The sequence below is a fragment of the Massilia oculi genome (genome assembly GCF_003143515.1).
GTDB classification, from domain to species: Bacteria; Pseudomonadota; Gammaproteobacteria; order Burkholderiales; family Burkholderiaceae_D; genus Telluria; species Telluria oculi.
This window is the reverse complement of record NZ_CP029343.1, coordinates 380,664-398,936: the sequence shown is the minus strand read 5'-3', so window position 1 is coordinate 398,936 and position 18,273 is coordinate 380,664. Positions and strand designations below refer to the sequence as shown.

Sequence of the window (18,273 nt, the reverse complement as noted above, 5' to 3'; positions counted from 1 at the left end):
GGAGCACGGCCATGCCGTCCACGCGTTGAAAGTCGTAGCGTCGAAATACTCGTGGCGTCACGGCGTGCGCAGCGTCAATTTGAGGATCTCGCCCGGCTGCCACAGCCGCATGCGCGGCCCCCAGCCGCCGGCGCCGCGGCTGATCACCAGCTGCATATCGCCTTCGCGGTGCACCCCGACCAGGTGCGGGAACTCGCGCTTGACCAGGTAGCTGAAGGGCCAGATCTGGCCGCCGTGGGTATGCCCGGACAGCATCAGGCTCACGCCTTCGCGCGCCGCGCGCTCGACCAGGCCGGGCGCCGGGATGTGCGCCAGCAGGATCGTGGCGCCTTGTGCGCGGTTCGGGATCGTGCGGCCCAAGCCGGCGTAGATGTCGCCTCCGCCGCGCATGGCGCGGCCGATGTCGTCCAGCCCGGCCAGGTGCAGGCCGGGCGCGATCTCGACCCGCTCGTCGCGCAGCCATTTCACGCCGCCGGCTGAGAATTCGGCGATCGTGCCGCCGGCGTCGCCATAGTATTCGTGGTTGCCCGTCACCGCCCACACGCCCAGCGGCGCGCGCAGGCGGCGCAGCACCGGCGCCAGCTGGTCGTCGTTGATCGGCTCGTCCTCGACCTGGTCGCCCAGCATCACGACCGCGGCCGGTTCCAGGTCATTGATCTGGTCGACCCGCTTGCCGAGCCAGGCGGCGCGGCGCTGGGCGCCCAGGTGGGTGTCGCTGATCGCGACCAGCGTCATGCCATCCAGCGCTGGGGGCAGGCCGGCCAGCGGGAGATCGTATTCCACGATCGCAGGCGCCCGCACCGCCTGGAAGATGGCGAAGGCGCTGACCGACACGCCGGCGATGGCGCCGGTTGCAAGAATCTTTGGCGCCCACTTGCGCAGCCACAATCCGAAGCCGGTCGCCAGGTCGGCCAGCAGCAGGTACTGGGTCATGACGAACAGGATGCCGAGCCAGGTCATGGCGAACTGGCCCGGCCACCAGCGCCAGTCGAGGGCGGCGTCGCCCAGGCGCACGCCGAGCAGGTAGATGGCCCAGACCAGCACGGCGCCGAGCCACCACCAGCGTGCCTTGACGCGCGTGCGTATCGGCGCCAGCGCATGCAGGCGATGCGCCACGTAGAAATGCATCAGCGTGCCGATGCCGTTGAGGATGAGTGAGAACATGCGTACTTACACCGGTTCAGGCCGGCGAGGATAGTCCGGAACCGGGCAAGCTTAGCTGGAATGCATTCTGCATGTCGCCAGGAACTATCCTGAGGTCCAGGGTTTATACTGCAAGGTCCCCGTCCATCACCCATCGCCCAGTGACAGAACTGCTCAGCGCGCTTGCGCGCAACCTGATTCTTCCTCCCGCCAGCCTGCTTCTCCTGACCGCGATCGGCCTGCTGCTGCGCCGCCGCTGGCGGCGCGCCGGCAGCATCGTCGCCGGCACGGCGCTGGCGCTGCTGGTCTTCTTGTCCAGCAATGCCGGCGCGGGCTTCCTGGTCAGGCCGTTGGAAGCCATGGCGATCCCGCTGCGCGATCCGGCAAACGCCGGCGCGCAGGCGATCGTGGTGCTGGCGGCTGGCCGCCTGCGGGCGGCGCCGGAATACGGCGAGCGCGACATCCCCGACCATATCGCGCTGGCGCGCCTGCGTTACGCGGCGCACCTGCACCGGCGCACCGGGCTGCCGATCCTGGTCAGCGGCGGATCGCCACGCCCAGGCGGCGCGAGCCTCGCCGATGCGATGGCCGTCGCGCTGCGCGAGGATTTCGGCGTGCCGGTACGCTGGGTGGAGGGGCGTTCGCGCAATACGGCCGAGAATGCCGCCTTCAGCGCGGCGCTGCTGCGCCTCGACAAGGTCGAGCGGGTGCTGCTGGTGACCGATGCGATGCACATGGAGCGCGCCCGCACCGTGTTCCAGCGCAGCGGGCTCCAGGTGACGGATGCGCCGACCATGTTCTTCGGCGAGCAGGCGCGCGGGCTGGGTGCATGGCTGCCGAGCGCCGAAGGGATGCGACGGTCATGGTATGCATGGTATGAGCTGGTCGGGATTGCCTGGTATCGGCTGCGTTCGAATGCATCGCGGTAGCACGAGCGGCACCTTCAACGCACACGACTTCATCCATCCAGGAACATGGAAAAAACGATTGTCGCCGCACTGATATTGGCCAGCGTCCTTGCCTTCGCTATCGGCGTCAACGGCGGTTGGGTCATGGGACACACGTATTTCACCATGAAGGCGCTGAGGAAAACGACGCCAGCTTCCTCAGCGGCACTGCCGGAAAAGCGAGAGAGCCGGTATGCGGCGTCAGGTGGGGAGCAAGTGCTCGAATAGATGCCGGTCTGGGGCCGCCGTATCGGCATCACCATCTACCTGAGAACTTGCTTCGCCATGCGCCGGCAGCAGTGTCGGGAGCGCCAGCAGGGCAAGTGCATAACCGATGATGGCGCTACTGCCGTAACCGACGATCGGCGTCGGGTAGTTTCCAAGGGCGGCAGCCACGATCGCGGCAAGCCAGAGCGCGCCGAAGACGGCATGGCTCGCGCGGTTCGACGGATCGCGGTGCCAGCCGATCACTGCCGGGACCAGGAGCAGGATCGAGCCGCCCACTACCGCCGCACCGGCAAGCGGGTGGACCTGGAACGACGAGTGGAGAATCCCGTCGACGAAGGGAACGGCCATCAGCGTATCGGAGCGTGCAAGAGTGATGGCGAAGCCGGCGATGCTTGCGCCGAGCGCCGTAACGACGAACCTGTCGCGGCGCCCGATGGCAAGCACGGCCAGCCCCACGGCCAGCATGCCGGCCATGGCCCGGTCTGGCTGGATCGCCAGCGCAACGGCGGCAGCGATCATGCCCGTTGTCGCAATCGCGCTACGGCATCGCGCGAATGCGACCAGCATCGCTGGCAACAGGATCAGGCTGGGTTGTACCGAGAACCCGCCCAGCCTCACCCAGCGGGCCGCACCTTCGACGCTGTGGCCAAGCAGCGCGGTGGACAACAAGGCGCCCGCCATCATCAGGATCGCAGCACTTGTCAGGCGCCGGCCCCCGGCCGAGGTGCGTCCGAGCAGCGCCAACAGCGCCAGGCCGAGGAGCAGGGCACAGGCATTGATGCCGAGATAGCGCGTCGGCGCGCCGGCAAGCGCCATATGGACGAGGCCCAGCGTGACTGCGCCGATGGCGCAGGCGACGCCCGCAACCCGTGGGCGACGTATCGTGGCGTGGTAGAGGTTCATCATGATCGAGTCTCCGTGGAAGGGGGCGCCATCGCCGGTCAGCGACGCGAAGGGACGGAGCAGATACCATGCGAGCGCACGCGGCATCAGCCCGTAAAAGCTTTCGAGCGCATACCGTAGCGCCTCGGTGTCGTCGGCGATGTCGGCCGTCTCGCAGCGAACCGCCAGACCCCATGGCTGCAACGGGGACGGCAGCGCCGCTTGCAAGACACGGCACGTGACATCGGCGACGCTTCGTCGCAGACTCGCCCTCATACGGCTGCCTTCCCGATCCGCATGGCCGGTGTTTGCGTGTCGGCGGGAGGATTGGCGCGCGCGAGCTGCACGCCGCTGGCTGTCAGCCGATACGCATGCCGCGGCGGCCGGCCCCCTTCGGATGGCTGCTGCCACTCGGCTTCAAGATAACCCTGTGCTTCCAGGCGAATGAGAAGCGGATACAACGTACCCGACTTGACGTCGGCAAGCCGGGCCAGTTCGTAGCCGTGGGACCATGTCCGATCGGCGTGGAGCAGGACGGCAAGGACCATCCTGGCGGGAGGAGATAGAGTGCGAGTGCGGGTCATGCGAAATTATCTATCTAGGTAGATTTAATGTCCAGATCTATTTCTGGGGTGTTGCGCGCTTTGACAGGCTATTGATTGATGAGCGGGATGCGGCAGCCAGGACGTCAATCGGCGCAAGACTGGCAGAACCCGCGCCGTCGCCCCGAGACCATGGCTGGGCGCTGGAACATGCGCCGCGGCTGGCGCGTGCCTCAAGCCGCTTCCGCGTGCTCCACCAGCAGCTGTACCTTGGTGACCCCATTGAATTCATTCGCATCGAGCCTGAACGCCACCCGCGCGCGCTCGGGCAGGCTGTCGGGATGCCCGAACCAGATCGCATCGTAGCGGCGGCCGTTCTTCTCCAGCAGCAGTTTCAGGTGGCGCTCCTTCAGGACGCGCTGGCTGATCACGCGGAACTCGTCGCAGAACACCGGCGGCGCGAAGCCCTGGCCCCAGACCTGGCCATCCATCAGTTCGATGAACTGGGTCGAGTAGAACTCATCCTCCAGTGGGCCGTCGGTCTCGACGATGCGCTCGAGCTGGGCCTCGGTCAGCCATGCCTGGCCGACCGCCTCGAAGGCCTGGCAAAAATGCTCGAAGGCGTCGTGGCGGATCGACAGGCCGGCCGCCATCGCGTGGCCGCCGAACTTGTCGATCAGGCCAGGCACGCGCTTGGACACCAGATCCAGCGCGTCGCGCAGGTGAAAGCCCGGGATCGAGCGGCCCGAGCCCTTGATCCAGCCGTCGCCGGCCGGGGCGAAGGTGATCGTCGGCCGGTAGAATTTCTCCTTCAGGCGCGAGGCGACGATGCCGATCACGCCCTGGTGCCAGCCTTCGTCGAACACGGCGATGGTGCTGGCGCTGGTCGGCTCGAAGCTGTCGAGGTGCAGCAGGGCGGTGTCCTGCATCTCGGCCTCGATCTCGCGCCGTTTGAGGTTGATCTCGTTGAGCTGCTGGGCGATGGCCCAGGCGCGGCCCTCGTCGTCGGTGGTTAGGCACTCGATGCCGAGCGCCATGTCCTCCAGCCGGCCGGCGGCGTTCAGGCGCGGCCCGACGGCAAAGCCCAGGTCGAACGGCGAGGCGCAGCGCGCTTCGCGGCCGGCCACGCGGAACAGGGCGGCCACGCCCGGATGCATGCGACCGGCGCGCATGCGCTTGAGGCCCTGGGCGACCAGGATGCGGTTGTTGGCATCCAGCTTGACCACGTCGGCCACGGTGCCCAGCGCTACCAGGTCCAGCAGCTCCTGGAGTTTCGGCTGGTTCTGATCGGTGAACACGCCGCGCCGGCGCATCTCGGCGCGCAGGGCCAGCAGCACATAGAACACCACGCCGACACCGGCCAGGTTTTTGCTCGGGAAGCCGCATTCGGGCTGGTTCGGATTGACGATCACGCGCGCCGGCGGCAGGGTGTCGCCCGGCAGGTGGTGATCGGTGACGACGACCTCGATGCCCAGCCGGTTGGCCTCGAGCACGCCGTCGATGCTGGCAATGCCGTTGTCGACCGTGACGATGATGTCGGGGTTCTTTTCGCGCGCCGTGATCTCGACGATGCCGGGCGTGAGGCCATAGCCGTGCACGACGCGGTTGGGTACGAAGTAGTCGACCTCGGCCCCCATCGCGCGCAGGCCGCGCAGGGCGACCGCGCAGGCGGTGGCGCCGTCGCAGTCGTAGTCGGCGACGATCGTCATGCGCTTGCCGGACTGGATCGCGTCGGCCAGGAACACGGCGGCGGTGTCGATGTGCTTCAGGCCCGAGGGTGGCGACAGCGCCGCCAGCTCGCTCGAGAGTTCGCGCACGTGCTCCAGGCCGCGCGCGGCATAGATGCGCGCCAGCACAGGGTGGACGCCATCCTGGCGCAGCAGTTCCGAGATGCGGAACGGGCAGGGGCGGGTGGAGATACGGGTCTTCTGGGTCAAGTCAGTGCATCCAATGTCGGGCGGCGCCAGAATTTGCGCTGCGCCATCGCGGTGGTCGTGTAGTCGGCAAGGGCCTCGCGGCTGCTCAGGACCAGGCGCAGTTCGCGCACGCGGCCATCCTTCAGGGCAGCAAGAAGCGGCGCGAACAGCGTGTCTTCGAGGTGCTGCATGCCCTGCAGCCAGCCGTTCCAGTCGGCGGCCAGCGCGGCCTCGCCCAGGTTGCCGGCAACCAGCAGGCCGCCCTGCGCCAGGACGTCGTCCAGGCGCTCGAGCGAGGTCAGGCGCTGCCGGCCCAGGGCGGCCAGCCAGCCGGGGACGGCGTAGCTGGTCATCGTCGTTGCGGGCGGCTGTGCCTGCGCGCTTGCACCCCACACCCAAAAGGCGTTCACCACCGGCAGCCGCCTTGCCTCGCGCGCCGCGTTCACGGGATGCGCGTGCCAGGCCATCTGCACCTCGTTCTGCAGGCGCCGGTAGGCTTGCGCCCCGGCGCCCTTGGGCATGAAGTCGGTCAGGTCCATATTGGCGACCGTGTCCGGGGTGGCGGTCTCGAAACCGGTCCAGTCGTCGGCGCGCAGGAACCAGGTGTGGGCGTCGCCATAGCGCAGTTCGTGGCCGATCTCCTCGCACAGGCTCCTGGCGGTCTCGAACAGCGAGCGGCCATCGGCGTCGTCCAGGCTCACCTGGCGCGTATCGGCCATCATCAGGTGGCTGCGCGCGATCTGGATGTGGGCCGGCGTGACGATATGCCAGCGCCCGGCGCCGGGTTCCATCCCGAAGCCGCGCATGGCGGCGACGGCGAACGGGGTGTCGCCACCGCGCTCGTCCGGAATCAGGCCGAGTGCGCGCGCCAGCCAGGTTTCATGCGGCAGGGCGTGGGCAATGTCGGTGTTGGGCGCTCGCCGGTCGCTCGACGTGCGCGACAGCAGCGCGGCCAGGGCCGGCGCCTGCAGGGCGCGGACCAGGTCGGGGGCGAATTCGGGAAGCGGGAGGGCGAACGGCAGGACAAGCGTAATATGAGCCATCCCGCTATTCTAGGCCAAAATCGGCCGGTCGGCGGATTCGATCTCGGCTTGCCTGGTGGCGTTTGCCCATGGTTTTTTGCTAATCCGCGCCACAAAAGTGGTTTGTCTGGCAAACTGCCGGGTTGGCGAAGCCAAAAGAACAAGAACCGACAGGATTGTATGAGCATCACCCATAAACTTCCGTACGAATGGCAGATCGGCCTGCGCTATACCCGCGCCGGCAAGCGCAGCGGCCGCAACAGTTTTATTTCGTTCATCTCGATGGCCTCGGTGGCCGGCATCGCCCTCGGCGTGGCCGCCCTGATCGTGGTGCTGTCGGTGATGAACGGCTTCCAGAAGGAAGTCACCAACCGCATGTTGTCGATGCTGGCCCACGTCGAGGTCTTCGATGCGCGCGGCGCGCTGCCGGACTGGCGCGCGACAAGCGCGCAAGCGCTGCGCCATCCCGAGGTGCGCGCCGCCGCGCCTTTCCTCGATGCGCAATCGATGCTGCTGGTCGATGGCGTCATGAAGCCGGCCCTGCTGCGCGGCGTCGAGCCGAGCGAAGAAGCGAAGGTCTCCGACGTCGCAAGACAGATGAAGGAAGGCAGCCTCGATTCGCTGCGCGCCGGTTCCTTTAACGTCATTCTGGGCCGCGCGCTGGCCAGGTCGCTCGGGGTGGAAGTTGGCGACCGCGTGTCGCTGCTGGTGGCCAGCAGCGGCATCCTGGGTGGCGCCGCCTCGCCCGGCGAAAATCTCTTGCCACGCTCGCGCGCGCTCACCGTCTCGGGCATTTTCGAGGCCGGCCACTTCGAGTTCGATTCCACGCTGGCGCTGGTGAACATCCGTGATGCCGAGACCGCGACCGGGGCCACGGCGCCGCTCGGCCTGCGCCTGCGCCTGGCCGACCTGCAGCAGGCGCCGCGCGTGGCCTACGAGCTGCAGCAGTCGATGGCGGGCGACCTGATCATGCGCGACTGGACCAAGGTTAACACCGTGTGGTTCGCCGCCGTGCAGTCGCAGAAGAACATGATGTTCATCATCCTGACCATGATCGTGGCGGTGGCAGCGTTCAACCTGGTCTCCACGCTCGTCATGACGGTCAAGGACAAGCAGGCCGACATCGCCATCCTGCGCACCCTGGGCGCTTCGCCGCGCGGCATCATGAAGATCTTCATCGTGCAGGGCACGCTGGTCGGCATGCTGGGCGGCCTGCTCGGCGTGGCCCTTGGCGTGCTGGTGGCGCTGAACGTCGACGTGATCGTCCCTGGCATCGAGCGCCTGCTCGGCGTGCACTTCCTGTCGCAAGAGGTGTACCTGATCAGCGAGATGCCGTCCGAACTGCTATGGCGCGACGTCGGCTGGATCGGCGGCGTGGCCGTGCTGCTGTCCTTCCTGGCCACGATCTACCCGAGCTGGGCGGCGTCGCGCGTCAAGCCGGCCGAGGCGCTGCGGTATGAATGAAAGCGGCGCGATGGCATACTCCGGTTCACTTTTTCGATTCAGGAACGCATGAGCATCATCCACAAACTGCCATATGAGTGGCAGGTCGGCCTGCGCTACACGCGGGCCGGCAAGCGCAGCGGGCGCAGCAGCTTCATCTCCTTCATTTCGCTGATCTCGGTGGCCGGCATCGCCCTCGGCGTCGCGGCCCTGATCATCGTGCTGTCGGTGATGAACGGCTTTCAAAAGCAGGTCACCGACCGCATGCTGTCGGTGCTGGCCCATATCGAGGTGTTCGACGATTCCGGCAGCATGCCCGACTGGCGCGCGTCGGCGAAGGAGGCGCTGCGCAATCCGAACGTGCTGGGCGCGGCGCCTTTCGTCGAGACCCAGGGCCTGCTGGTGCGCGACGGCGTGATGCGTCCGTCGATCGTGCGCGGCGTGCTGCCGGGCGAAGAAGACAATGTCTCGACCGTGGCGCGCCAGGTGCGCGCCGGCAGTTTCGACGCCTTGAAGCCCGGCAGCTTCAATATCGTGCTGGGCTATGCCCTGGCGCGCGCGCTCGGCGTCGGCCTGGGCGACAAGGTCACGATGGTGCTGGCCCAGGGCCAGGTGACGCCGGCCGGCATGGTGCCGCGCACCCGCAGCTTCACCGTCGCCGGCATCTTCGAGGCCGGCCACTTCGACTTCGATGCGGCGCTGTCCTTCATCCACGTGGAAGACGCCCAGCGCCTGGAGCGGCTGCCGGCGCCGTCCGGCCTGCGCCTGCGCATCGCCAATATGCGCGAGGCGCCCGAAGTGGCCGAACAGCTCAAGGGCCAGATGACGGGGGACCTGACCGTGCGCGACTGGCCCAAGCTCAACGCCAACTGGTACGCTGCCGTACAGACCGAAAAAAAGATGATGTTCATTATCCTCACCCTGATCATCGCGGTGGCCGCCTTCAACCTGGTATCGAGCCTGGTGATGACGGTGACCGAGAAGCAGGCCGATATCGCGATCCTGCGCACGCTCGGATCGTCGCCGCAGTCGATCATGAAAATCTTCATGGTGCAGGGCGGGGTGATCGGCGTGCTCGGGACGCTGGCCGGCGTCGGCATGGGGGTGGCGGTGAGCCTGAACATCGATGTCATCGTTCCGTTCATCGAAGGTTTGCTGGGAGTGGAGTTCTTGTCCAAAGATATATATTTGATCAGTACCGTGCCGTCCGACCTGCATGGGCCCGACGTCGCGATCATCGGCGTCATCTCGGTGCTGCTGGCGTTTGCCGCCACCGTCTATCCAAGCTGGGCCGCATCGCGTGTGAAACCGGCGGAGGCGCTGCGCTATGAGTGATGCATTCAACGGCGCCCCGGTGCTCGCCTGCCGCGGCCTCGGCAAAACCTTCAAACAGGGCGACGCCAATGTGCGCGTGATCGACGGCATCGATTTCGCCGTCCACCGCGGCGAGCGGGTGGCCATCGTCGGCGCCTCCGGTTCCGGCAAATCGACCCTGCTGCACCTCCTGGGCGGCCTGGATACGCCGAGCAGCGGCTCGGTGACCCTGCACGGCGAGGATTTCGCCAACCTGTCCGAGGCGCGCCGCGGCGAACTGCGCAATACGGCGCTGGGCTTCGTCTACCAGTTCCACCACCTGCTGCCCGAATTCACGGCGCTCGACAACGTCATGATGCCGCTCCTGATCCGGCGCGAACAGCGCCCGGTCGCCATGGAGCGCGCGCAGGCGATCCTGGAACGCGTGGGCCTCGGCAGGCGCGTGGTGCACCGTCCGGGCGAACTGTCGGGCGGCGAGCGCCAGCGGGTGGCGCTGGCGCGCGCGCTGGTCACCCAGCCCGCATGCGTGCTGGCCGACGAACCGACCGGCAACCTCGATCACACCACGGCGCAGATCATCTTCGACCTGATGCTGGAACTGTCGCGCACCCTCGGCACCGCCTTCGTGATCGTCACTCACGACATGGAGCTGGCGCGCCGCTGCGACCGCGTGCTGCGCATGACCGAGCACGGCCTGCAGCCGGCGGAAGGCTGAGCGATGTGGATCGATACCCACGTCCACCTGGATGCGCGCGAGTACGGCGGCGACGGCGCGGGCGTGGCGCGCAAGGCGCAGGAGGGCGGCGTGTCAATGATCGTGATCGTGGCGGTCGAGCGGGGTAATTTCGACGCCGTGGCCGACCTGGCCCACGGCAGCCCGAACGCCTGCTATGCGCTCGGCATACACCCGATCTGCGTGCCGCAGGCGCAGGACGACGACCTGGCCTGCATGCGCACCCGGGTGGAGCAGGCGATGAGCGACCCGCGCTTCGTGGGCATCGGCGAGATCGGCCTGGATTTCTTCATCCCGGAGCTGACCACGCCCGCCATGCGCGACAAGCAGGAGCGGTTCTTCCGAGAACAGCTGCGCATCGCGCGCGACTTCGGCCTGCCGGTCTTGACCCACGTGCGGCGCTCGCAAGACCAGGTGCTCAAGCACCTGCGCCAGATTCGCCCGCCAGGGGGGATCGCCCATGCATTCAACGGCAGTTTTCAGCAGGCGCAGAATTTCATCGAGCTTGGATTCCACCTGGGATTCGGCGGCAATATGACTTTCACGCGTGCGCTGCAGATCCGGCGCCTGGCGGCCGAGCTGCCTCTGGAATCCATCGTTCTCGAAACCGACTCGCCCGACATCGCGCCGAGCTGGATTCATCCGGGACGCAACAGTCCCGAACAGCTCCCCGCCATCGGCGCCACCCTGGCCGAACTGCGCGGCATCAGCGTCGACGAGGTGCGTATTGCGGCATATCGTGCTTCGCTCGCCGCGATTCCCCGTCTTTCCGGGCTGTGTGGCGCCATGTAGACGACCATCAGTCCTTTGGGAAGTTCAATCGATCTCACTCGACAGTTGCTGACACGCCCCAAATCCCGTATTGACCCGCTGTGACAAGATGTGCTTCCTCATGAGTAAACACCGGACGGGAGAGACACTTGGACAGCGCGAGCGAATTCCTGCGCATGCTGCAGCACGAGAAATCGCTGACGACGGCCCATCGGGCCATCCGGCTGCGGCTCGGTCACGCCGACCACCTCGCCGATGAAGTGCTGCTGCCGCAGCGGGTCAGCGGCAGCGAATCGGTCTGCGGCGGCCTCGAATACATCGTCACCTGCGTCGCCTCGACCCCGCGCCTGCCGCTCAAGGAACTGATCGCCCTGCCGGCCGAGATCCAGTTCGTCACCGACCGCGGCCAGTTGCGCGGCGCCTGCGGCATCGTAGCCGAAGCCCGCGCCGGCGACTACGACGGCGGCCTGGGCGTCTACCAGCTGGTGATCCGCGACGCGCTGGCGATCATGGAAAAGCGCGTCAACAGCCGCGTGTTCCGCTACCAGAACGAGCTCGAGATCGTGCAGGTGCTGTTCGACGAATGGCGGCAGTCGAACGGCGTGCTGGCCAGCGCCTTCGAATACGAACTCGATCCGCTGTTCGACATGCGCCAGTTCCCGTCGCGCGAACAGACGATGCAATACAACGAGTCCGACGCCGCCTTCGTGCGCCGCCTGCTGCGCCGGCGCGGCGTGGCCTGGACCTTCCGCCCCGGCCATGCGCGCACCCGGAGCCTCGAGGTCGAGCGCGACGCGTCGCCGGTGCACACGCTGGTGCTGTTCGCCGATGCCAACTCACTGCCGCGCAACGCCGCCGGCACCGTGCGCTACCACCGCGGCGGCGGCAGCGAAGAGCGCGACACCATCATCTCCTGGAGCGCCGCGCGCCGCCTGCAGCCGGGCAGCACCACGCGCCACAGCTGGGACTACCGCAACCCGCTCGGCACCCAGTTCATGACCGCCACCGCGCGCAGCATGGCCGACCAGGGCCGCAGCGGCAACCAGCTCGCCGCCAGCCTCGACGACTACCAGGTCGAGATGCCGCATGCCGGCAACGACGTCGAAGACCACTGGCGGCTCGGCCAGGTGCGCATGAACCGCCACGAATTCGAGACCAAGTGCTTCCACGGCGAGGGCGGGGTACGCGACCTGCGCGCCGGCGAATGGTTCACCCTCAGCGGCCACCCCGAGATCGACACCCACCCGGCGGCCGAGCGCGACTTCACCATCACCGCGCTGCACGTCGAGGCCGAGAACAACCTGCCGTCCGACGTCTCGGCGCGCGTACGGCGCCTGATGGGCGCCTGGATGGACGACGCCGCCTTTCCCGAGCATCCGCCATCGCTCGACGCGGTGCGCGTGCGGGTGAGCTTCGACGCGGTCCGGCGCGGCATTGCGCTGGTCCCCAGCTTCGATCCCCGGGTCGACCTGCCGCATCCGCAGCTGCAAAGCGCGATCGTCACCGGTCCGCCCGGAGAAGAGGTGCATTGCGATGCGCTGGGCCGGGTCAAGATCCGCTTTCCCGGCATGCGGACCAGCGACCACCGCCATGCGCACGGCGCCGGCGCCTCCGACACGCCGGCCGATTCGGCCTGGGTGCGGGTGGCGTCCAACTGGGCCGGCGCCGGGCCGGGCAGCCGGCAGCAGGCCGGCGCGCTCGGCCTGCCGCGCGTCGGCACCGAGGTGCTGGTGGCCTTCATGGGCGGCGACCCGGACCGGCCGGTGATCCTGTCGCAGCTGTACAACCAGCGCGCGCAGCCGCCGGCGCTGAGCAGGGCGGGGGAGTTGCCGGGCAATCGGTATCTGTCGGGGATGCGCAGCCGCGAGATCGGGGGCGCGCGCGGCGGCCAGCTGCTGTTCGATGACACGCCAGGCCAGATCGCGGTGCAACTGGCCAGCGAGCATGCGGCTTCCGAGCTGAACCTCGGTTGGCTGTCCGAACCGCGCGCGAACGGACAGGCCGGCCCGCGCGGTGAAGGCGCCGAACTGCGCAGCGACAAGGCGGTGGCGCTGCGCGGTGGCGAAGGCATTCTGCTCAGCGCGGGCGGCAGGCAGGACGATGCCGGCGCCCAGCTGGAGCGCGCCAGCCTGGTCGGCATCATGGAAACGATGCACGGCGTGCTGGACACGCTTGGACGACTGGCGGGCGAACATGGCGAGAACGAAGAAGCCAGGCCGCGCCTGGACGCGCTGGCGGAACGGCTGCGCCATTGGCACGACGGCTCGAACGTCGCGCCCGGTTCGGGAACGGGGGGCGAGCCGCTGGTGGCCGTGAACGCGCCGGCGGGCGTGGCGATCGCAAGCGACGACAGCATCGCCCTCGGCGCCCAGACCAAGGTCGACATCGTCTCGACCGGCGACGCCGAACTGGCGGCCGGCCGCAGCCTTTTTTTGCGCGCCTCGCGTGCGCTCAGCATGTTCGCCTACGAGCTGGGCATGAAGCTGATCGCCGCCCGTGGCGACATCGTGGTGGAGACCCACCGCGGCGACATCGAGATCAAGTCGTCCAGCCGCATCCGCCTGATCGCCGCCACCGGCATCGAGCTCGAAGCGCCGTCGGTGAAGGTGGTGTCGCAGGGCACCCAGACCGACTGGGACGGCGGCACCATCACGCACCAGAGCAGCGGCAAGCACGTGGTCAGGGCGGCCTCGGTCGAGCATCTGTCTCCGGGCGGCGGCACGCCGGCCGGCCTGCGCCTGCCGGCGACCGAACTCGAAACGGACGAGCGGGTGGTCGTGATCGACCGCCAGACCAATCTGCCGGCGCGCGGCAAGCGCTACGTCGCCCGCCACGAAGACGGCACCCGCATCCAGGGCGTCACCGACGACGAGGGACGCACGAGCATCCTGAGCAGCTACGCGATGGGCGACATCGAAATTCGCCTGTTGCCCGACGACGAACCAGACGATCCCGGTGTGGGCCGGGCATGAAGGAGCCGACCCGTCCAATCCCCCAGCCAACTGTCGACAGCGATGGAAGCCTGGTGGCGCATACGGTCGCGACGCCGACGGCCTTCAAGGTGAGGGCCAGGGTCACGATTGGCTCGCGCAAGGTGATTCCGGTGATCCTCGTGCCTGGAATCATGGGGTCCAATCTGCGGGCCAGGCCCGACATGCAAGCGAGTGACGATGCCATCCTGAAGCCTGGCCAGGCGGCCTGGCGTCCGCCGAGCGGCAACGTCGACGGCTATCTGGAATCGTTAAAATGGTCTGCGCGCAGTCCTTCCGAACGCCAGCGCATTCTGGACGCCAGCATCCTCGAAGTGGACCCTGGCGGCGAGTTGGCATTCGCACCGCTCGTGTTCGATCCGAGGGTATTGCGTGAGCGGGGCTGGGGAGAAGTGCATGCGGGATCCTACGGTGCGCTACTCGTCGACTTGCAGCGACACCTGGACAAGACATTCCAGGTATCGCCGCGCGGGACGCGCGAGATACGCCACTTCTGGCGCAGGGTCATGCAGACCGAGGCGTCGTCGTGGGGTGTGCGGCAGGTAGACCGGGTGACAGAGGCCGAGCTGGAGAAGTATGCCGCCTATCAATACCCGGTGTATGCATTCGGCTACAACTGGCTCAATTCATGCGAAGACTCGGCGCGCCGGCTTCGAACGCGCATCGACGCGATCAAGGCATTCTGGGCCGAGCGCAAGCACCAGTGCGGTAAAGTGATCTTGATAACCCATTCGATGGGAGGCCTGGTCGCGCGTGCCTGCGCGCGGCTGAGTCCCCCCGGGGACGGGAGCGCACCGGATATTGCGGGGATCATCCATGCGACGATGCCGGCGCTAGGCGCGCCAGTCGCCTATCGGCGCATTGCATGCGGCACCGAAGGCGGCCGCTTCACGAACGGCTTTGGCGATAATCGCAAGGCTTCCGCCATCGCCGACATCATCGGCGAAAGCAGTGCCGAAACGACCCCGGTGATGGCGGTGTCCCCGGGCGCCCTGCAACTGTTGCCGAACCATCTATATCCCCGGCCCTGGATCGTCGTCAAGTCGATGCGGTCGGTAAATCGCCGTGATGAGGTGCGCGATCTGCTATCGCTACCGGATGGCAATCCTTACGATTTCTATCGCGATATGAAATCCTGGTATCGCATGATCGATCCGGAACTCGCCGATCCGGCCAGGCGTTACAGTAAGGTTGGCACGGCTGTCGTCGACCTCATATCCGATGCAATTGGTGCCGCTGAAAAGTTACATACGAAACTGCTGATGACGGGGGGTGATGGCAGCGCGCCACCGAAACCCTATTACCATCCGCACACTTACGCGTTCTACGGCGCGGACAAGGAATTGAAGGCGTTTGGACAAGTCCGATGGGTGGCCCGAGAGCCGTCGATCAATCCCACCGCGTTGTCCCCATCGCTGATTCGCGCCGCGACGCTCGTCTCGGCGACGCGCAACGGCGACCGCGAAGTACGCGTAGGGCGGAATCTGCATCTGCGCTTCTTCATTTGGCCGGAAGACGCCCATGGTGACGAGACCGTGCCGGTCCAATCCGGTGCCGGACCTTCGTCGCATGTAAGGCAGACGTTCGCGCCGATCGGATTTCGGCATCAGCAAAGCCTCGAGCCCGAGGCGATGCGCCTCCTGGTACGCCATCTGATCGTCAAGATCGTCCAGGAAATCCAATGAAGCGGCTCGGCGGCGGGCGAGTGCGATGGGTGTGTGGGCTGACAGCGCTCGTGCTGGCGCTCATGTCGCTGATCGCCAGTTCGGTGCAGGCGCACTACGACAAGCGGAAGGTGGCGAAAATGACCGAGAATATGAAGACGCGCTGCGTGGGCCGCTTCCTGATCGATTTGCCGGCGGATGCACAGGTCACCATGCGGTATGGCGCGGTAGGCGGCTTTGATATCTCCACTTCCAATGCCGACTCCGGGGAGGAGTTTGCCGAGCGCTTGCGCAAGCGAGAACTCGAGATAGCGGGCGCCGTCAACGAGGATGGTCAACCCAGCATGGAGGCCAGCAAGGAGCTCATTGTTGGCACGGGGCGTGGAAAAACCTTCGTGCATAACCGGCGACGCACGAAAATACTGGGAGATAACGGCTATTTTTACAGCGAAAACCTCCAATTTCTCAGCATGCTCCGATTTCCCGGGGTGAGCGTCACCGGAAAGATCGAGTGGGTCGCACCCGGATATATCGACGGCTTGACCAGGATACTCAGCCGCATCCGGCCACTTGCCGACGGCGAAATACCGAGGGAGAGCGGATTTTGCCTTGGACATGTCATTCTCCAGGACCCCTACGAACACGACAATGTCGAGAGTGTCGTGATGTTCGCCGGAATCCCTGGTCACCCGGACGTCAACATCGCCCTGTCGTCGATGTCGGGGACCGGCCCGGCGCCAGGCCTCCTGGCACGCCATGCCAAAGCCGTGGACCGCGCGCCGGTGTTCATGCGGCTGGCATTTTCCCATCTACGTGAACACGAGCGCGCGGTCAACGGCCTGCCGGGCGAAGAGCTGGTGTTGCGCGCGCGTGAGCCGAATTTCACGACCGGCTATTCGTTTCAATGGGAGATGGCCGGCAATCAGGACGATGTCCACGCGCCGCGCCTGAAGCTCGAACTGGAGTCGGGCGTCAACCCGGTATCGGGCGGCAAGCCGGTACAGTCGACGCTGACCGAAGAGGCCATGTTCGAACTATGGGAAAGCATCGTCACCAGTATCCGGCCAAGACCGGCTGCCCCGGCGGCGAATACCAAGCCTGACCGTCCCGCGGTAGCGCTGGGAACCAGCGTCCTGGCCGGGGAGACCTGTCCCCAGACTGGATGGTGGCACTGTGGCGACGGAGGGAATGGCATTGCCGTTCTGGGCGGGCAGCGTCAGTTCCTGAAGCAGGGCCAGACCATGCCGCAGGCCCTGTTGCTCCCTGAGCCAACCATGTGGCAGCGCTTGCGGGGAGTGCAGCCCAGCTACGAGAGTGCGAATGCGACCTTATGGGCACTGGTGGACAAGCGCAACAGCGAGCGCAAGACGCAGCCGCCCGGGCTGGAGCAGGCACTGGGCGTTTCCGAGCCGGGCAATATGCCCGCAGGGGCGGCGCCTTTCGATCATGTCGACATGGCAATCGGGAGTGTGGCGAAGACCGGATGGAAGTGCCCGGCGAGCGGCTGGTGGCGCTGTGAAGACAGCCAGGCGCTGGACGGCACCCGCTGGTTCGCGGCTGGCGCCCTGCTGCCAGCCGCGACATTCCAGGCGCTGCCGCGCCGGAATGGCGTCGCCCACACCGGGTTGATCCGTCGACGCAGCGCCTGGCAACTCGTACGCACGGCCGATTCCGCCTCGGCCAGCTAGATCGTTGCGGCCACCAGGTTTTTCCGTTCTGTCGACAGCGACGAGGATCGAGACACTCAGCCATGCGCCTGGCCATCCTCGCGTTTGCAGCCGGTGCGGCCTGGATGCAGCTGCAGGCGGCGCTGCCCTCGGCGCCGAACCTGCTTGCGTGCGCACTTGTCGCGGTGCTGGCGTGCAGATGGCGAACCTGCGCGCCGACCGTCATCTGCGCGGGCGCACTTCTCGGGTTCGCCTGGGCAGGTTTGACCGCCCACCTGGCCCTGCACAATGCATTGCCACATCAGGACGAAGGCCGCGACATCACCGTCACCGGCGCCATCGCCAGCCTGCCGCATCGTTTCGATGGCGGCGTGCGCTTCCACTTCGACGTCGCGCACACCGAAACCCGCGGCGCCACCGTCCCTCCGAAAATCGTCCTGTCCTGGTACGGCGCCACCGCTGCCGATCCCGATTTCATCCATCCCGGCGAACGCTGGCGCCTGGTCGTGCGCCTGCAGCGGCCCCACGGCAACGCCAATCCGCACGGCTTCGATTACGAGGCCTGGCTGCTGGAGCAGGGGGTGCGCGCCACCGGCTATGTGCGTCCCGCCGGCAGCCGGAACGAGCGCCTCGACGACTGGACCCCCGGCGCCGGCTACGCGATCGAACGCGCGCGCGGCTACCTGCGCACGCGGATCCTGGCCATCCTCGAAGGCAAGCCATACGCGGGCGTGATCGTGGCCCTGGTCATCGGCGACCAGCGCGGCATCGACCAGGACGACTGGGACGTCTTCAACCGCACCGGCATCGGTCACCTGGTGTCGATATTGGGTCTATGAATACATCGGCCGCTCTGCCATATATCGTCGTTACTTCTCTGGCAGCGGTACGGACGCAAGTACACATCAATCTATGACCCTTAGTCAGTAGCAAGAAATTGAAGCGGCATGAGAAGCACGCAAGTTGAGTCTTTCCATGAGGCACCACAGACATGATATATTGGGCAACAAC

The 18,273-nt window shown here is 66.7% G+C and carries 15 protein-coding genes; 10 read left to right on the top strand and 5 right to left on the bottom strand.

The genetic code is table 11. The annotated features are described in order from the left end of the window. Positions 1 to 57 precede the first annotated feature (57 nt). Entirely contained in the window at positions 58 to 1,164 is a 1,107-nt protein-coding gene (locus tag DIR46_RS01715; protein WP_109343698.1) for a metallophosphoesterase, read from the bottom strand. Between the two features lie 140 nt (positions 1,165 to 1,304). Between DIR46_RS01715 and DIR46_RS01710 the strand changes: the two genes are divergently transcribed. Together DIR46_RS01710 and DIR46_RS26315 are read left to right on the top strand one after the other, a co-directional pair. Further along, positions 1,305 to 2,072 carry a YdcF family protein gene (locus tag DIR46_RS01710; protein WP_109343697.1) on the top strand — a complete coding sequence of 256 codons (768 nt, stop codon included), beginning with the start codon at positions 1,305 to 1,307 and terminating at the stop codon, positions 2,070 to 2,072. A 45-nt stretch (positions 2,073 to 2,117) separates the two neighbouring features. Further along, positions 2,118 to 2,318: a hypothetical protein gene (locus tag DIR46_RS26315; RefSeq protein ID WP_162819371.1), complete on the top strand. Its 201-nt coding sequence runs from the start codon at positions 2,118 to 2,120 to the stop codon at positions 2,316 to 2,318. On the opposite strand, the gene DIR46_RS01705 is transcribed toward DIR46_RS26315, so the two are convergent. The 4 genes from DIR46_RS01705 to DIR46_RS01690 all read right to left on the bottom strand — a co-directional run bounded on the left by DIR46_RS01705 (position 2,292) and on the right by DIR46_RS01690 (position 6,701). Beyond that, positions 2,292 to 3,428 (bottom strand): FtsW/RodA/SpoVE family cell cycle protein, encoded by a 1,137-nt coding sequence (locus DIR46_RS01705; RefSeq protein WP_162819370.1) that lies wholly within the window; start codon positions 3,426 to 3,428, stop codon positions 2,292 to 2,294. The two genes, DIR46_RS26315 and DIR46_RS01705, sit on opposite strands and share 27 nt — an antisense overlap. 44 nt (positions 3,429 to 3,472) lie before the next feature. Next, entirely contained in the window at positions 3,473 to 3,784 is a 312-nt protein-coding gene (locus DIR46_RS01700; RefSeq protein ID WP_109343695.1) for a PadR family transcriptional regulator, read from the bottom strand. 191 nt (positions 3,785 to 3,975) lie between these two features. After that, positions 3,976 to 5,679, bottom strand: coding sequence for a single-stranded-DNA-specific exonuclease RecJ (gene recJ / locus DIR46_RS01695; protein WP_109343694.1), 1,704 nt, complete (start codon positions 5,677 to 5,679; stop codon positions 3,976 to 3,978). After that, positions 5,676 to 6,701 carry a hypothetical protein gene (locus DIR46_RS01690; protein WP_109343693.1) on the bottom strand — a complete coding sequence of 342 codons (1,026 nt, stop codon included), beginning with the start codon at positions 6,699 to 6,701 and terminating at the stop codon, positions 5,676 to 5,678. The genes recJ and DIR46_RS01690 overlap by 4 nt, the downstream gene beginning before the upstream one ends. A 159-nt stretch (positions 6,702 to 6,860) precedes the next feature. On the opposite strand from DIR46_RS01690, the gene DIR46_RS01685 reads away from it, so the two are divergent. From DIR46_RS01685 to DIR46_RS01650, 8 genes are all read left to right on the top strand, one after another. Further along, entirely contained in the window at positions 6,861 to 8,144 is a 1,284-nt protein-coding gene (locus tag DIR46_RS01685) for a lipoprotein-releasing ABC transporter permease subunit (protein ID WP_109343692.1), read from the top strand. Positions 8,145 to 8,192: 48 nt separating this feature from the next. Next, complete coding sequence (locus DIR46_RS01680; RefSeq protein ID WP_109343691.1) at positions 8,193 to 9,458, top strand: lipoprotein-releasing ABC transporter permease subunit; 1,266 nt, start codon at positions 8,193 to 8,195, stop codon at positions 9,456 to 9,458. Then, positions 9,451 to 10,152: a lipoprotein-releasing ABC transporter ATP-binding protein LolD gene (gene lolD / locus DIR46_RS01675; protein ID WP_109343690.1), complete on the top strand. Its 702-nt coding sequence runs from the start codon at positions 9,451 to 9,453 to the stop codon at positions 10,150 to 10,152. Before DIR46_RS01680 ends, lolD begins: the two co-directional genes overlap by 8 nt. A gap of 3 nt (positions 10,153 to 10,155) precedes the next feature. Then, positions 10,156 to 10,962, top strand: coding sequence for a TatD family hydrolase (locus DIR46_RS01670; RefSeq protein ID WP_109343689.1), 807 nt, complete (start codon positions 10,156 to 10,158; stop codon positions 10,960 to 10,962). Between the two features lie 128 nt (positions 10,963 to 11,090). Continuing rightward, a complete protein-coding gene (locus DIR46_RS01665) occupies positions 11,091 to 13,913 on the top strand; it encodes a type VI secretion system Vgr family protein (protein ID WP_109343688.1) in 2,823 nt (940 codons plus the stop codon). Beyond that, positions 13,910 to 15,616, top strand: coding sequence for an esterase/lipase family protein (locus DIR46_RS01660; protein ID WP_109343687.1), 1,707 nt, complete (start codon positions 13,910 to 13,912; stop codon positions 15,614 to 15,616). The genes DIR46_RS01665 and DIR46_RS01660 overlap by 4 nt, the downstream gene beginning before the upstream one ends. Continuing rightward, positions 15,613 to 17,283 carry a T6SS immunity protein Tli4 family protein gene (locus tag DIR46_RS01655; protein ID WP_109343686.1) on the top strand — a complete coding sequence of 557 codons (1,671 nt, stop codon included), beginning with the start codon at positions 15,613 to 15,615 and terminating at the stop codon, positions 17,281 to 17,283. The genes DIR46_RS01660 and DIR46_RS01655 overlap by 4 nt, the downstream gene beginning before the upstream one ends. A 62-nt stretch (positions 17,284 to 17,345) precedes the next feature. Continuing rightward, complete coding sequence (locus DIR46_RS01650; RefSeq protein ID WP_229446457.1) at positions 17,346 to 18,101, top strand: ComEC/Rec2 family competence protein; 756 nt, start codon at positions 17,346 to 17,348, stop codon at positions 18,099 to 18,101. The last annotated feature ends 172 nt before the right edge of the window (positions 18,102 to 18,273 follow it).